At 34.8% G+C, this 15,873-nt stretch carries 15 protein-coding genes and 1 pseudogene; 1 reads left to right on the top strand and 15 read right to left on the bottom strand.

Translation table 11 applies throughout. From position 1 onward, the window contains the following. The 15 genes and pseudogenes from QZZ48_RS00605 to QZZ48_RS00535 form a co-directional block, all read right to left on the bottom strand. Positions 1-387 (bottom strand): phosphotransferase (locus tag QZZ48_RS00605; RefSeq protein ID WP_294960619.1); only part of this gene is annotated, 387 nt, incomplete at its 3' end. Continuing rightward, positions 378-1,010: a 5,6-dimethylbenzimidazole synthase gene (gene bluB / locus QZZ48_RS00600; RefSeq protein ID WP_294960616.1), complete on the bottom strand. Its 633-nt coding sequence runs from the start codon at positions 1,008-1,010 to the stop codon at positions 378-380. The genes bluB and QZZ48_RS00605, both read right to left, overlap by 10 nt. Beyond that, the gene (locus tag QZZ48_RS00595) at positions 1,007-1,972 is read right to left on the bottom strand and encodes an iron ABC transporter permease (protein WP_294960614.1); all 966 of its coding nucleotides are present in this window, start codon (positions 1,970-1,972) and stop codon (positions 1,007-1,009) included. The genes bluB and QZZ48_RS00595 overlap by 4 nt, the downstream gene beginning before the upstream one ends. Continuing rightward, positions 1,965-2,696 (bottom strand): ABC transporter ATP-binding protein, encoded by a 732-nt coding sequence (locus tag QZZ48_RS00590; protein ID WP_294960611.1) that lies wholly within the window; start codon positions 2,694-2,696, stop codon positions 1,965-1,967. The genes QZZ48_RS00595 and QZZ48_RS00590 overlap by 8 nt, the downstream gene beginning before the upstream one ends. Before the next feature lie 2 nt (positions 2,697-2,698). After that, positions 2,699-5,041 carry an EcoAI/FtnUII family type I restriction enzme subunit R gene (gene hsdR / locus QZZ48_RS00585; RefSeq protein WP_294960608.1) on the bottom strand — a complete coding sequence of 781 codons (2,343 nt, stop codon included), beginning with the start codon at positions 5,039-5,041 and terminating at the stop codon, positions 2,699-2,701. Then, entirely contained in the window at positions 5,038-6,243 is a 1,206-nt protein-coding gene (locus tag QZZ48_RS00580) for a restriction endonuclease subunit S (protein ID WP_294960606.1), read from the bottom strand. Before QZZ48_RS00580 ends, hsdR begins: the two co-directional genes overlap by 4 nt. Next, positions 6,236-7,145 (bottom strand): annotated as a pseudogene (locus QZZ48_RS00575) (virulence RhuM family protein). Before QZZ48_RS00575 ends, QZZ48_RS00580 begins: the two are co-directional and overlap by 8 nt. Positions 7,146-7,232: 87 nt before the next feature. Next, positions 7,233-8,621 carry an N-6 DNA methylase gene (locus QZZ48_RS00570; RefSeq protein WP_294960604.1) on the bottom strand — a complete coding sequence of 463 codons (1,389 nt, stop codon included), beginning with the start codon at positions 8,619-8,621 and terminating at the stop codon, positions 7,233-7,235. Between the two features lie 6 nt (positions 8,622-8,627). Then, on the bottom strand, positions 8,628-9,191 hold the full coding sequence (locus QZZ48_RS00565; protein WP_294960601.1) for a histidine phosphatase family protein: 564 nt from the start codon (positions 9,189-9,191) through the stop codon (positions 8,628-8,630). Continuing rightward, positions 9,188-9,910, bottom strand: coding sequence for an adenosylcobinamide-GDP ribazoletransferase (locus QZZ48_RS00560; RefSeq protein ID WP_294960599.1), 723 nt, complete (start codon positions 9,908-9,910; stop codon positions 9,188-9,190). The genes QZZ48_RS00565 and QZZ48_RS00560 overlap by 4 nt, the downstream gene beginning before the upstream one ends. Then, entirely contained in the window at positions 9,907-10,401 is a 495-nt protein-coding gene (locus tag QZZ48_RS00555) for a bifunctional adenosylcobinamide kinase/adenosylcobinamide-phosphate guanylyltransferase (RefSeq protein WP_294960597.1), read from the bottom strand. The genes QZZ48_RS00560 and QZZ48_RS00555 overlap by 4 nt, the downstream gene beginning before the upstream one ends. A 14-nt stretch (positions 10,402-10,415) precedes the next feature. Beyond that, positions 10,416-11,471 (bottom strand): nicotinate-nucleotide--dimethylbenzimidazole phosphoribosyltransferase, encoded by a 1,056-nt coding sequence (locus QZZ48_RS00550; protein ID WP_294960595.1) that lies wholly within the window; start codon positions 11,469-11,471, stop codon positions 10,416-10,418. Between the two features lie 3 nt (positions 11,472-11,474). Further along, positions 11,475-12,308: a helical backbone metal receptor gene (locus tag QZZ48_RS00545; protein WP_294960592.1), complete on the bottom strand. Its 834-nt coding sequence runs from the start codon at positions 12,306-12,308 to the stop codon at positions 11,475-11,477. 9 nt (positions 12,309-12,317) lie between these two features. Continuing rightward, positions 12,318-14,228 (bottom strand): TonB-dependent receptor, encoded by a 1,911-nt coding sequence (locus QZZ48_RS00540; RefSeq protein WP_294960590.1) that lies wholly within the window; start codon positions 14,226-14,228, stop codon positions 12,318-12,320. 49 nt (positions 14,229-14,277) lie between these two features. Next, a complete protein-coding gene (locus tag QZZ48_RS00535; protein WP_294960587.1) occupies positions 14,278-14,430 on the bottom strand; it encodes a hypothetical protein in 153 nt (50 codons plus the stop codon). A 114-nt stretch (positions 14,431-14,544) separates the two neighbouring features. Here QZZ48_RS00535 and QZZ48_RS00530 point away from each other — a divergent pair, with 114 nt between their 5' ends. After that, positions 14,545-15,870 carry an NFACT family protein gene (locus tag QZZ48_RS00530; protein WP_294960585.1) on the top strand — a complete coding sequence of 442 codons (1,326 nt, stop codon included), beginning with the start codon at positions 14,545-14,547 and terminating at the stop codon, positions 15,868-15,870. Positions 15,871-15,873 lie beyond the last annotated feature (3 nt).

The following is a 15,873-nucleotide window of genomic DNA, read 5'->3' as shown; positions in this document are numbered from 1 at the left end:
TATAATCATATTAGATGTACATTTCACCTTTGAAGTTTCACTATGCATCTTTGCCATAAATCTTCCAAGAGCTTGGATATGATAACTTTTTACATTGATTGGATGTTTGCCTTCAAGTTTTTCATAAATAAACCAACCATCATTCTTATCAAGACATATTGGTACATTGAGTCCGGCTGATTTTAACTCTTTTAGTAGTTTTATATCTAGCTCTATTTTATGAGGAATATCACGCTCGTATCTTTTTAAAATGTAGTCTGTCTCTCCTGCATAAACTATATAGGTTGTATCTATAATCCCAGATGCAGTTGGAATTATCTTTGTAAAGTTATAAGCGGGAAAAATTCTATTTAATTCGCTTAAAGAGATTCTTGTTTTTACGCCCATAAATTTGTCATCACACACTCTTGTAATTTTTTCTCTTCTTTCCATTTAACAGTTTTTAGTTCTGGTTCTTTGTAAAACTCATCAACATAACCAAGAGCTAGGTAGGCAATAAGTCTAGTGTTTTTAGGCGCATTTAAACGATTAAGTACTTTTTTCTCATCCAAGATGCTAATCCACCCCAGTCCAATATTTAAAGCTCTTGCCATAAGCCACATGTTTTGAATGGCACAAACAACACTATACTCACCCATACTAGGCATACTTGTCATACCGATAGTAGCTTCATCAGGGTTCTCATAAAGTACAGCTATATTTATAGGAGCTTCTTTGACTCCTTCAAGTTTTAGGTCTTTGTATATCTCTTTATCTTTAAAAATCTCTTTTGCTTTTTCATTTTCATGATCAAAATTACAACGCACATCATTTTTAATATTTTCATCATTTATGATTATAAATTTCCATGGTTGTGAATAACCTACCGATGGAGCCATGATTCCAGCTTTTAAAATCATCTCTAAATCTTCATCAGGTACTTCTTTATTTAAAAAGTTATTTCCTCTAACGTCACGTCTGTTTTTCATAATGTTTAGTAAGTTTTGTCTGTCTTCTTTTGTAAATGTCATTTTTTGCTCCTAGAGATAATTAAGTATATAAAAAAAGGTCCGCCGATAAGTGCTGTAACTATCCCAATAGGAAGTTCACTTTGAGTTTGAATGCCTCTTGTAATGGTGTCACAAAGTACTAAGAAAAACCCACCAAACAAGGCAGTTTTAACTATGCGTTTGTTTACAGTTGTTGGATGGAGTTTTGCAACTATGTGCGGAACTATAAGCCCCACAAAGCCAATCGGACCGCTTATACTAACAAGTGTTCCTATAGCAAATGATGAGACTATAAGAAGTGTAAGAGTTGTCTTTTTTGTGTTTACTCCGCGAAGAGTAGCACTTTCATCTGAGGTGCCAAGAAGTACAAGCTCATAACGGTAAAGATAAATGGCTAAAAAAAGTATAGATGCAATGACAGCAACTGTTATGGGATGTGTCCAGCCAATGATGGAGAGTGAACCCATAGTAAAGCGCAAAAGCATATCGTTTTGCATAGTATTGCCAAGGTAGAAGATAACCATAAGAGCAGAAGTGTAAAAGAGCGATAGTGCAATACCTAAAAGCAGAAGCGACTCAAAGTGAGAGTGCTTTAAAAACTTCGCTAAATAGATAAGCAGTAAAACAGTTAACATAGCCCCTAAAAAGCCAAATAGACTAACAGCCGCGATACCAAAGAAAATACTTCCAAGCCCTAGTTTGATAGCTATACCTGCTCCTAAAACAGCACCGCTAGAGATGCCAAGAGTGTAGGGAGTCATAAGTGCATTTCTAAATAGTGTTTGAAAAAGGAGACCACTAAGTGCCAAGATGCTACCAGCTGAAAATGCAAACAAAACACGAGGAACTCTAAGGTCGAAAAATATGGAGTGCTCAAGTGTGTCAGATGTAAAAACATCATTAAAGTTTAGAGATACTGCACCAATAAAGGGAGATATTATAAGCACACAAAAGAGTAAAAACCAAAGGATATACTTACTCATACTTCACCGCCAAGTCTTTAAACTCAACATCATAAAGCTCTTGCAAAGTAGAGTTGTTAAAAAACTCTTTTTTGTTTTCAAAGTAAGTAGCTTTAGAGTCTTTTATGAAAAGTGCAGGTGAGTCTATGAAAGAGGCTAGATGCAAATCATGTGTGATGAGAATAACTTGATGATACTCTTTTAAACCCTTTATGTGTTGAGCGATTATCTTAGCATTATGTGGGTCAAGGTTTGCAGTCGGCTCATCTAAGATGATGATTTTACTCTGTGATGAAAGTGCTCCTGCGATGAGAACAAGTTGAGCTTCTCCTGAGCTAAGAGAGTTGAGCGTGTGCTTGCTTAGATGCGAGACTTTTAAAAACTCTAGAGTATTTAAAGCTATCTTTTTATCTTTGTCTGAGTAGTCCAAAAAATTCTTTTTGTAAGCAAACCTACCAAGAAGTACAAACTCCTTAACACTTATGAAAGGATCATAAACTTCAAGTTTTGCTGGAACGTATGAAAGTAGTTTTGCTCTGTCTTTAAGTGAAAGCTCTTTGACATCTTTTGCATCTATACTAACACTTCCCTCATATTCTATAAGATTACAAAGTACTTTTGCTAAAGTGCTTTTTCCAGAACCATTTGCACCAAGGATAGTTAGATGATTTTGAATTTCTAAAGATATATCTGTAAGTATATTTTTCTCATCATACTTTACAGATAAGGAGTCGAGTCTAATCATTCTTATGCGATTCTCTGCTCGTACAGATGCTTTTGAAACTCGATAAATAAAGTATTTATATTTGCAACATCACCGAGAACTTCTTTTGCATCTTCGAGAGATTGGTATTTGTTCGTCAAAAGAATAGGAAGTTTCACTTGTTCAAGTTCTTCTACTCCCGATTCAATGTACTTACTCAAAACAAACTCTATAAACTCTTTTTGTTTTTCATTGAGAAGTGCAAAAATAATTTTCTTTGCATCTTTAACTCTTTCTTCTCTGGTTATTGGTTTTACATCGCTGTTAAAGACGTACTCTAAAACATCAAACAAATCACTTTGCTCTGCATTTACTATTGTTTTTAGAGTGTTTAACTGCTCTTTTCCAAATCCTGCATTATCTAGTTTTTCAAGTAGTGTTTTTCGTGTTAGTGGATGACTCCAAAGAGTTCTTAACTCCTCTTCACTTTTAAAGAAGTTTGGTAGTTCACCAAAGAGGTTTTGTAAAAATTCTTCACTAGAAATTGGTTTGCCATCGGCATTCCAAAAAGAAGTAGCCATCATGTGTTGTATTTCTCTCTCTTTTCCATCTCGAAGTCTTACTTTTACTTTTTGTTTTTTTTCCCTTGGCTCTTTCGGCTCACTTGGTTCTTTAGGCTCTGATTCTTCTGGACTTACTGGCTCTTTTGGTTCAATAGGCTCAGGCTGTAGCGGTTCTCCATCCCACTCAGGGTCTGAAAATCTTTGATAAGCATCTACAAAATCATAAATAGTAAAAAACTCTTTGCCATCAAATAGTCTTGTTCCACGACCAACTATTTGTTTAAATTCTATGATTTGTTTGACTGGACGCATAAGAACAATATTACGAATATTCCTTGCATCTACACCAGTTGAGAGTTTTTGAGAAGTTGTTAAAATAGTAGGAATGAGTTTTTCATTATCTTGAAACTCTCGTAAAAACTGTTCGCCTATTTCTCCGTCATTCGCTGTTACTCTTACGCAGTACGAAGCATCTGTACTTGTTTTTTTGTTTTGGTTTACAAGGTCACGAACAGCTGCGGCATGTTCTTGTGTGGCACAAAAGATTATGGTTTTTTCATTTTCATTTGCTTCTTCCATAAAGATTTTGACACGTTTTTCTTCTCTTGCTTTTATCTCTATGATTTTGTTGAAGTCTTCTTCTTTGTAGAGTTTTCCCTCTTCTATCTCGCCCTCTAAAATGTTGTCATCACTTGTGTAAAGGTAGTCATCCAAAGTCGTTTTGATTCGTTTGACTTTAAAGGGAGTTAAAAAGCCGTCGTTGATTCCTTCTTTAAGTGAGTATATATAAACAGGTTTACCAAAGTAATCATAAGTATCTACGTTGTCTTTGCGTTTTGGTGTAGCTGTTAGTCCCAACTGAACAGCAGGGGAGAAGTACTCTAAGATTGCTCTCCAGTTTCCCTCGTCATTTGCTCCACCTCTGTGACACTCATCTATGATGATAAAATCAAAGTAGTCTTTTGGATACTCTCCAAAGTAAGGCTCACTCTCTCCATCTTCATCAGTTCCACTCATAAACGACTGAAAGATAGTAAAGAAGATGCTTCCGTTTTTAGGAACTTTTTTACTCTTTTTTATCTCTTTAGGTTTTATGCGAACCATTGCATCTTCGGGAAATGCTGAAAATGAGTTAAATGTTTGGTCGGCTAGTATGTTTCTATCTGCTAAAAACAGGATGCGAGGTCGTCTCAAACCGTTTCTTTTTAGGTTCCATCTTGTGTGAAAGAGTTTCCATGCTATTTGAAAGGCTATAGCTGTTTTTCCTGTTCCAGTAGCAAGAGTTAAGAGTATGCGGTTTTTGTTTTGTGCTACGGCTTCAAGAGCGTTTTTAACTGCTAGTTCTTGATAGTATCTAGGTTGCCAAGTTCCACTTTTGTTTTCAAAAGGAATAGATGCAAACTTTTCTCTCCACTCGTTTTGGTCTGAGTAAGTTTTTTCCCAAAGCTCATCGGGAGTAAGAAAGTCAGAGACTAGACTCTCATTTGCAGTTTTTAAGCAGATGCTATAAATCTCTTTTCCATTTGTGGAGTAAGTAGTTTCAAGTCCTAACTTCTGTGCGTAGAGTTTTGCTTGTGCAACACCCTCGCCAACTTCAAGCTCACTACTTTTAGCTTCAACAACTGCTAGTTTGATGCCTTTGTAAACTAAGATATAGTCAGCTATAAGAGCTTTAGAACGACCACCGCCAACTTGGATGCGACCGTCAGTTATGCGACAAACATCTCTTTCACGGAGGATTTTAGAATCAGGAACTATGCCCCAACCACATGCCAAAAGTTTTGGGTCTATAAGTTCGGCTCTTGTCTCTGCTTCATTCATCATAACTCTCCGTTAAATGCTTTTTGTAAGATAGATTTTTTTAGTTCGTCTAGGTCTTGAAGTTTTTGCTCGTATATAGATTCTAGTTTTTTTGTTTGACTTAAAATAGCTTCAATTTTTTCAACAATTTTTTCTTGTTCTTCAAATTTAGGAAAAGGAATAAGAATTTCTTTCATGATTTTTGCTGATGGAACATTTGGAATTGCAGCACCACCTGAATGTTCAAAAATTATATCTTGAAATATTTTACTTCTTAACCAATGCTTTATAAAATGAACAAAAACACCTTTATTTGGTGTGAGTTTTAAAAGAGCTTGGTTTATAATACCTCTAGGAATATTTTCAGGGATAATAGCAACTTTACCTATAGAACCAGAACAACTCATTATTATGTCATTAGGTTTAACTTCAAATCTTTTCATTTCAGTAAATTTATCTTCATCTATAAAATATCTTATTTGATTAAAATGGTCGTGTATTGCATGTTTCTGTTCATATACAACGTATCCTTCATCTTTGAACATAGATTTTTTAAGGCTACCACCAAAAGGACCTCTAACGAAGTGACACAATTCACCCCACTTTTTCTCTTCCCAATCATCACCTTTATTTTTAAATATACTTTGCAGATAACTCTCAAAAAGTTCTTTGGCATTTTTTAGGTTCAGCTGGGCATTTGCTTTTGCCTTCTCTATAGCACCAAAAGCCTCATCTAAAATGGCTACTATTCTTTCTTGTTCTTGAAGTGGTGGAATAAAAATTGATAATGAGTTTATAAAAGTTAATTTAACACCTTGAACCGTTGCTCCAGTCCCTTCACTAATTATTTTTTCTGAAATACTAGTAAACCATCTAAATAAAAATTCAATAGATATCTTTTTACTATCTAATGGGATAATTCCTTTTAAATCTTGATTTATGGCTGTGTCGTATTGTAATTTACAAACTTTACCAAGACCAACTCTTGTAGCAATTATTATATTATCTTTTGGAATAATGTTAGTAGAAGAGTTTTTTATAGCATCCTGTGTTATCTTATGCTCTGTGTCAGTAATTGTTTCAACTTTCATATCTCGAACAGTTGCCCATAAAATATTTCCATTGTAATATTCTTCTTTTTTCTTTGATGGTGTTCCTCCACCAACAATTTTACAAACTTCACCAAGCTTTTTAACTTCCCAACCTTCTTTCAAAACTCTAGCCACGAGATTCACCTAATAGCTCTTTTAACTCTTCAAGCTCTTTTATATCGGTCTCTTTTGCTTCATCTACTTTTCTTTTTGTATCAAACTCAGTGTAAATCTCTCTTACTTTTTCTTTCATTATTTCGGTAGTTATAGAACCATAACCTTTAAGGATTTTTTTGTCGTTAAAATCGAGCATCCTATCTACGTTTTCTCTCCAAAAGTCTGTAGTTATATCTTGTCTGTTTTTTACTCTTAACTCTGCAGTTTCAAGAAAGATAACTACTAAACGATTAAGAGTGTCTATCTCATCAGCTGTGAGATAATTTTTTGCTACTGTAATATCTCCTTTACGGACTATAGAACCTTTAAAAGAAGTAAGTGCCATGTTTGTCATCTTTATCCGCTCGTGAGAGAACAAGCTCTGCTGCGGTTTTATCTGTAACTGCATATACGAGTTTGTTTTGAGTCTCGGCAAAAAACATGTGAGTTGCTTTGTCGGTTTTGTCATAGTCACTGCTAAGAGAAAACAGGTCTCTTACCTTTTGGTGAAAACGCTTCTCAGATGAGCGAATATCACGGATGCGCTCTAAAAGTTCATCGAAATAGTCAGCTCTTCCATCAGGGTTTTTAAGTCGTTCATCATCCATCACAAAACCCTTAACCATATACTCGCTAAGGTTTTTGTTTGCCCAGATTCTAAATTGTGTCCCTCTTTTGCTTCTTACTCTAAAACCGATTGCTAAAATCATTTCTAAAGAGTAGTGAATCACATCATAGTCTTTCCCATCGGAGGCAGTTGTAAAGTAATTCTTTACAACTGAATTTTCCTCTAGCTCTCCCTCTTTTAGGAGACTTGAGATATGTTGACCAATATTTTGTTTAGAGGTGTCAAAAAGTTCTGCAATTTGATTTTGATTCATCCATACTAGACCATCTTGTGCAAAAAGTGAAACAGATGCTTTTCCATCTGCAGTTTTGTATATGATTATGTCTTGTTGCTCTTGCATCTAAGTTATCTTTATTAAAGAGTTGATGCTTTTCATGACTTTTGCACTCTCTTTGTCGAGTTTTTGCATCGCTTCTAAAATCTCGTGAGGTTCTCTTAGTGGAGCTTCCTCAGGAGTATTTGGATTTTTAGCAGAGAGGTCATAAGTACTTTGGTCAATGTCTTTTAAGTCAAGAGTCCAAGAATTTTCACTATCGGCTTTTGTCTTTTGAAGTTCTACAAACTCACTTAAATCTTTTTCATTTAATGGATTTGTTTTTCCTAGATTTCTATCAAGGTTAAGTGAGTAAAACCACACTTTTTTTGTGCTAACACCCTTGTCAAAAAATAGCACTACAGTTTTAACACCTGCACCAGTAAAAGTTCCACCTGGAAGGTCTAAAACAGTATGTAGGTTACAAGATGTTAGTAACTCACGACGAAGAGCTATAGATGCATTGTCGGTGTTACTTAAAAAAGTGTTTTTTATAACTACACCAGCTTTTCCTCCAGCTCTTAGTATCTTGATGAAATGCTGTAAAAATAGAGATGCAGTCTCGCCTGTTTTTATGGGAAAGTTTTGTTGAACTTCTACTCGCTCTTTTCCACCAAAAGGAGGATTTGCCAAAACTACATCGTAACGGTCTTTTTCTTGAATGTCTGAAATGTTTTCAGCTAGAGTGTTTGTGTGTATGATATTTGGAGCTTCGATGCCATGGAGTATCATGTTCATAAGACCGATGATGTAGGCTAAAGATTTTTTCTCTTTTGCGTAAAAAGTGTTTTTTTGTAGAGTCTGCGAGTCAGTAGTTGATAACTCTTTAGAGTTTTTTAAGTACTCAAAAGCTTCAACTAAAAAACCACATGAACCAGATGCCCCGTCGTAAATAGTCTCGCCTATATTTGGAGAGACTACTTTTATGATAGTTTTTATAAGAGGTCTTGGAGTGTAGTATTCTCCACCATTACGACCTGCATTTCCCATGTTTTTGATTTTGCCCTCATAAAGATGACTCATTTCATGGATTTGTGCATGTGTTTGAAAATGTAGTTCGTCAATGTGGTTTACTACTTCTCGTAGGTTGTAACCGCTTTGGATTCTGTTTTTAAGTTCGCTAAATATCTCACCGATTTTGTACTCAATGGTGTTTGCACTCGAGGCATCTGCTTTAAACTTTTTAAAATAAGGGAAGAGTTCGTTGTTCACAAAATCTGAAAGGTCATCACCTGTTAAAGCATCGTGGTCAATCTTGCCATCTTCTAACTTTGGAGCTGCCCAAGTTTTCCACTGAAACTCAGATGCTATGATGTTTGTGTAAGTTGTTCCCCCAAGTTGAGATGAGGTAAGTTTGTTTTTTTCTAAGTCATCAAGGTACTTTAAAAACAAGACCCAAGAAGTTTGTTCAAACATATTATTTTATCTTTGTGTATATTTTTTATCTGTTATTTTATCATAAGAAACAAAAGAAGCGTAGGGTACAGAGATGCCAAAGGCAACTTCAAGGCTTATATCTTGGAGTATATGCATAAAGATTTTTATAACACCGCTGTGAGTTACTACTAAAATATTTTCTTTCTCAAGACTTACTAAATACTCAAAAAAGAACTTTCTTACTCTTGCTATAAACTCTTCTATACTTTCTCCTCCAAGTGCTTTTGTCCACTGCTCGAAGTTTTCATACTTTAGGTTTGTAGTAGAAGTTATCTCATCAAAACTTTTGCCCTCAAAATCGCCCCACGATTTTTCTCTTATCTCTTTTGAGTAGATAACATCTTCGCTTTGTATAAACTGTTTTAGAGTCTCTCTTGTTCTTTTTAGGTCTGAGCAAAAGATGCTATCAAACTGGGATGCACTAAGGTGTTTTTCTAGCTCCTTGGCATCTGCATAACCTTTTGCAGAAAGTCCGATGTCAATATGACCGTTATAACATCCGATGTACTCTTCTTGAACCTCTGCATGGCGAACAAGAGTCAGTCTCATTTAGCGATGCCAAGCAAGATTGCATTTAGCAAGACAAGCTCAGTTACTTCTATAGTAAAACCGTAGATGTCTCCACTGAAACCGCCATATCTTTTGATGAAAAAACTCTTTACAAGAAATAAGATAAATAGACTCAGAGCAAATAACCAAAGCGTTGAGAAACAAAGAATCCCGACGTAGATAAGAGCGGCTATAACTTGAGTCCCTTTTAGTTCTGATTTGGCTAGAGTTCCCATGCCATTTTGGCTGATATAAGGAAATAGATAAATAGCTAAAACTGCGTTAAAACGAGAGAGAAGAAGAACAATTGGCAGAAGATAAAATGCGTCAAAAACAGCTAAAGATGAGGCTTTTAGTATCAAAAAAGTAACTGTAAATATCATACCCATTCCACCAGTATTTGGGTCTTTCATAACTTCTATGGCTCTGTCTTTGTGAACAAACAGACCATCAATCGTATCACTGTACCCATCTAGATGCAAGGCTCCAGTAAGAGAAACCCAAAGAACAAATATGATAATTCCTAGATGCAAGTCTGGTATGCGAGTGTCTAAAAGTGAGTGAGTTCCCCATAATATAAGCCCGAGTAAAAGACCAACTAATGGGTAAAACAAAGCGGCATAGCCGTTGATACCTTTGTAAAAATCATGAACTTTAAAAAATGGAATACTTGTCATCATAGAGACAGCGAGGGCGAAACCTTTTAGTAAGTTTTTCATTTGATTCTCGTAGAGATGCCAGCGATGGTGTGGTAAACTTCATCGCATCTGCTCGCTATTAGTTGAGATAGTTTCCCGCTTGCATCTATAAAGTCTCTTGCGAGTTTATTATCAGGGATGATTCCACTTCCAACATCGTTTAGAACAAATACTACTTCTTGCTCTAAGTCTAAAACTAAGTTTAGTTCCTTTTGCATATCTTGTAGGGTGAAGTCATGGTAAAACATATTGTTTATCCACATGCTAACACACTCTACTAACACAGGACTTTTGTTTGTTTTTATGGCTTCATATATTTTTAGTGATTCTTCAATAGTTACGAAGTTGTCACCTCGACTTTGTACATGTGCTTCTATCCTATCTTTCATACCAGCATCTATAAACTCAGTAGTTGCAAGATACCTTGGTTTAACAGATGAGTTCTTTAGAATATAATCCTCAGCATTTTGAGACTTACCACTTTTGATACCACCAATAAATAAAGTTTTCATAAAAACGTATTCCTTTACATGCTATATATTATAAGCTCTATAGCGTCTAATATTTCTTTATTTGTCGCTCCATTTGTTTTAGCGTATGCAAGTGCCGCACCTGCTCCAACACCTTCTTTTGCTTCTCCGTCATCGTATAGTTTTAGCACAGGTATCTCTGCATCTGCAAAAGAGAAACTTGTGTGAACAGCGTGAGGCGTATAACTTAGAAGTGAAAGTATATGTTTGATATCTGATCTCTCATCATTGGCTACCCATGAAGTGGTTGCTAGTGTAATATTGTCACTCTTAACGCGCATCAAAACATCTTCTCTAAGAGCATCTGCAATAAGTAGACAAGACGCCATCTGAGTTCCACCTGCTAAAACAACGTGAAATCTTTTTGTTGCTTCAAGTAAAAAACCAGCACAAAAGATAAGCATGTTATCACTAACAAGAGATAGCTTTTCAAAGTTACTCATATCTTTATTTATAAGTGAAAGAGCTGAATCTATAGTCTTTTCTTTTATAGAGTCAGGTGCATCTAAAAAGCTAGATGAAAAGTCTCCTCTACAGTCATATCCTAAAGCTAAAGCAGTAGTAGCGGCTGTAGTTGTTCCACTTGGAACACATTCCGCTAAGATCAGATAGTTTCCTTTTAGCTCATAGTTTTTTCCTGCAATCATTCCTTTTTCAAACACAGCCTTTGCATCTATATTCGCTCCAGAAGCAACTGAGTCAGATGGTTTAATGTCAAAGTTTTTAAGAGGAGTGTTTTGAGGTATAACATCTAAACCAAGATTTAAAACTTCCATACTTGAATAGCCTGTAAGGTTACCAACCGCTCTTGTAATGATTACTGGAGATGGAACACCGTTTGAAGTTTCAGGAATCTCAGTTAGTGAGAAAACTTTTTGAGTCGCCATAAACTCTGCATCTAAAGTAGGAGTAAGAGGAATCTTGCCAGGTATTCCAGCTTGAGAAATTCCATCTATCTCACATGTACGAGTAACAGAAGCCGCTAAAAGAAAGTCTGCTTTTCCTTGTGGAAGTGAGTCTGGTTTATTTGTGAATATATTGAGTGTTTGCATATTTTAATTTCCTAATTTATAATTTTTGTTCATCTCGTTAGAGAGTCTTTTAATGGTTTGAGCCACACGATGAGATGGTATGTGTAGATAATCTTCATCAACAATAGATATATTTTTATTTTTTGAAGCATTTGTTGGAATGCTTTGCCATGCTTTAAGTGCTTTTTTTACATCTACATTTGGCTCTGTTGCATGTGAATGTAAGATGATGATTTGGTCTGGATTTAGAGCTATGATATTTTCATAGTTTAAAACTGGCTGGCTTGTTGAAGTAGCACTGTAAGCATTTGTATTTGCACTAAGTTTGATGATATCTTCAAAAAATATATCATGCCCAGCAATATAAATTGATGAGCGAAGATCATCTCTAAGTCCATAAACAATCATCACGCTATGAGGTGTTTTATTTTTTGAAGCTTTTTGCATGGCATCTTCAATGTCTTGTATAAGTTTAGTATCCTTTTTTGAGTCTATCTTAGATGCGAGTATATTTATAGATGTTTTGATATCTTTTATAGTTTTTAAATTTAACATCAAAGTTTTGATTTTGAAGTATTTTAGTTTTTCTAAGGTACTTTGGTTAAAACTTTGACCAATAACTAAAGTAGGCGAAAGTGCTAAAATCTTTTCAATATTTGGATTTTGATATCCTCCAACAATAGGAACAACTTGTGCCTCTTTTGGATAAAGAGAGTACGAAGAAGTTCCTACTAAAGAGTTGCCTTTTTCTAGTGCGTAAACTATCTCTGTTAGAGATGGGCTAAGAGAGATGATTCTCTCATTTGCCCAAAGGTTTAGTGTAAGAAAAAGAATGAATGAAAAAATTCGCATACTCATAAAACCTCTTTAGTATTTTAGTTTAAAGCCAACAAAGGCTGTTCTTGTAAAGTTTACAGGATAGATGGTGTCATCACTAATCCATATTGCATTTGATTGGTCAAACAGATTGTTTATTTTAGCAAAAACTTCCCAAGTTTTTTTCGCATAAGTTGCAGATAAATCGGTAGTCATATAAGCATCTTGTTTTTGAGAGAAGTCATTGTCAAAGTCATTTGCTGCATAAGTCTCTGAGCGGTAAACCTGAGTTATAGCTAAACTTGTTTCTTTATTTGGAGTATATCCAAGAGTCGCTTTTATATTGTGGTCTGAAACACCTGGAAGCTTGTTCCCTGAGTAGTCATTAGAGTCTTTTATCTCTTCATCAATAATAGCTTGAACATAGTTATAGTTAAGTACTACATTAAACTCTTTTGAGATTAAATACCTATCACTTATATCAAGACCATACTTATGAGACTTGTCTATATTTGTATTTTCTGAGTTTGTATAAGAAGGATCAGAATAGTAATAAATCTCATCCTTTAAATCTATGTAGTAAATAGAAGTTTTAAACTTGTTTGTCTTAGTTATGTGGTTATATCCAAGTGTAAAGTTATGTGCTTGTGAAGGGTTTACATAACCATTGTAAGTACCAGTGGAGAGTGTAAAGAGTCTATCAAGAGCAGATGACTGATATGAGTGAGAGTAGTTAAAAAAAACTGAGCTGTTTTTACTTAGTGCTTTGTTGATTCCAAGTTCTACACCATGAAGAGTTTCACTTTCATCATCTCCGTTACCATTGTCAAATGCTGTTAGCTCATATCTGTACCCAGCTTTTAGAGTAATGTCGTCTAACTTATACTCTGACATAATAAATCCAGCTAAGTTTTTCTTTGTAAGCTCAGCATTTGAACTACTAAGAGTACCGTCAAATCCATCAACTCCAACTTTTAAAGAAAGAGAGTTAGTCGCATAATCAAGAGAAGTTGAAAGAGACTTATAGTCATAGTTATACACAGAAGAGTAAGTGATGTAGTTTGATTTTTTCTTCTCTGAATTAAGGTTAGTATTTAGTGATAAGTTATCATTTATATAGTACTTAAATCCAGCACTTAAAACATCACTATCGTACTCTTGTTGGACTGACCATGAACCCTCTTGTGAAGCGTCACTCTTGTACTGATCCTCTGTTAGACTTCCACCGTATGTAACATCTGTTCTTGCAAATGTTGCACCAAAGTTTAACTCTAAATCATCCGTTGCTAAATAAGCTAAGTTGAAACTTCCTGTAGAGAATTTGTTTTTATCTTTATTTCCATCTGAGTCTATATCCCTAGTCCCATTGCTTTTTTGTGCTTCACCACTTGCAGAGATAGATAGTTTTTCATCTTTGTGTCCCATGTAAAATGAAGAATCCGCAATGCCGTTAGTCCCTAAATAAAAAGAAACTTCTTTGTCATTATTTTGCTTTGTTATGATGTTGATTGCACCTGCATTCGCACCATCTCCACCAACAACGATTCCACTTGATTTTATAATTTCTATCTTTTGTACTGATGATGGTGATATGGAAGAGAGCATCGCAGGAACCATATCTACGTTGTTCATCTTACGACCGTTTGTAGTTACTACAATGTTCTCATAACCATCGTTACCGTAACCTCTCATGTCTATTTTTTGGTTAAATGGATTTCCATAACTTGGAATCGTAATAATAGAAGTTTGTGAGTTTAAAAACTCATACATATTTTTAACATGAGCTTTTTGTATATCTTTTTGTGTATATACTTCTACTGCATCTGTAGATGTTAACTCATCTGTTTTGATGGCAGTTGAGGTGATACTTAGAGGTTCAAGAAATACTGTTGTGGCATCTTGAGCCTGAAGTGAACTTAAAAAAGCACCTAAGAGTAGTGAGTATTGTATAGTTTTTTGCATGTGAAGACCTTAATCTTTTGTATATTTTTTATTGATTGTTAGTGAAAGATTAAGCTGCGGGTGGAGAGGCTATTTTTATAGTTAGTGGTTTCCCGCTGAGAGTAGAAGAAGATGAATATGAGGCCACAATCTTCTGTTGTGATACATATGCTTGTATTGCTGCTAGTGAGAAGTAATTCTTACCAAAACCTTTAGGTTGCATTCTGTCTTGTCTCTTTATATATAAATTTTGCCTATTTTAGTGAAATAGGTTTAATTCGTGATAAAAGTTCTCAAGCATTATGTATTTATTGTAGATAAAATTGTATAATCAAGTATGAAACTATCACACTTAAAACAAATAAAAAACTATTTACAAACTTTCACAAAAATTTCTGCAATATACAGAGTTAGTGACACTATCGTTAAAGTGGCATTTGATAAAAATGATGAAGTCTATTTTGAGATGCAACGCTCAAACTCAAAAATGTTTAGATGCGACTCTTATTCTCGCTCAAAAGTTTACAATGCTCCATTTGATGTTCTTCTCTCAAAAAGATTTAACCGTGCAAATATCCTTAGCGTAGAGCTTATAAATGAAGATAAGATACTAAGATTTAAAACTTCTATCAGTTCTGCATACAAAGAAGAGATAACCCTATTACAGTTTGAATTTACTGGTAAGTATACAAATGTAGTCATCTTAGATGAAAACGAAATAGTTTTAGAAGCTCTTCGCCATGTTGACCTGTTTTCTTCGTTTCGTGAAGTAAGAGTAGGGCAAAAACTTCTAAATGTTCCAACTGCTCCTTTTGTTGCAAAAGAGTATCCACTTGTAGATGTAGAAAAATTCTTACAAGATGAGTATTCAAAAGATATTGAAGCAAAGTTAGACTCTTTAAAAAAACAAAAAATTTCTCTTCTTGGAAAAAAACTAAAAAAACTCCAAAAGTTGCATAACTCACTTGATGATGAGAAAAAACTACAAGATGAGGTGCAAAGGTGTCAGCATCATGGGAATCTAGTTTTGGCAAATATTCATACTATCAAGCCATACCAAAAGAAAATAGAGCTTAACGATTATGATGGAACTCCAGTTGAGATAGAGTTTCACAAAGACTTTACTACAGTGGCTCAGATGGCAAACTCTCTTTTTACACGTAGCAAAAAAGCTAAACAAAAAGTCTCGCATCTTCATATTGAAAAAGAGTCTCTTAGTTCTAAAATAGATCATATGCATCTATACATCTCTGCCGTACAAGAAGCAAAAGATATAGCAAAGATACAACTTTTGTTTCCAAAAAAGATTCAAGCTAAAAAGATTAAAGTAAATGATTCTGTAAAGACTTTCTGGATAGAAGGCTATAAAGTACAACTTGGTAAAAATGAAAAAGGCAATATAGAAGTTCTTAAAAATGCAAGAGCAAAAGATATTTGGGTACATATGAAAGATAGACCATCAGCCCATGTAATCATCACAACAGACAAGCAAAATATCCCTATGAACATCATAGAAGGAGCGGGAAGATTATGTGTAGATTTCACTATCGCTCAAAAAGATCGCTTTTTGGTCGATTATACTCCTAGACGAGAAGTTACCATACAAAGTGGTGCAAACGTGCTTTATAATAAGTACAAAACCATTGAGGTGGATACGAGGTAAATA

The organism is Sulfurimonas sp., assembly GCF_016744025.1.
GTDB lineage: Bacteria > Campylobacterota > Campylobacteria > Campylobacterales > Sulfurimonadaceae > Sulfurimonas.
Note: the sequence above shows the minus strand (reverse complement) of the source record. Positions and strands in the feature narration are given on the sequence as shown.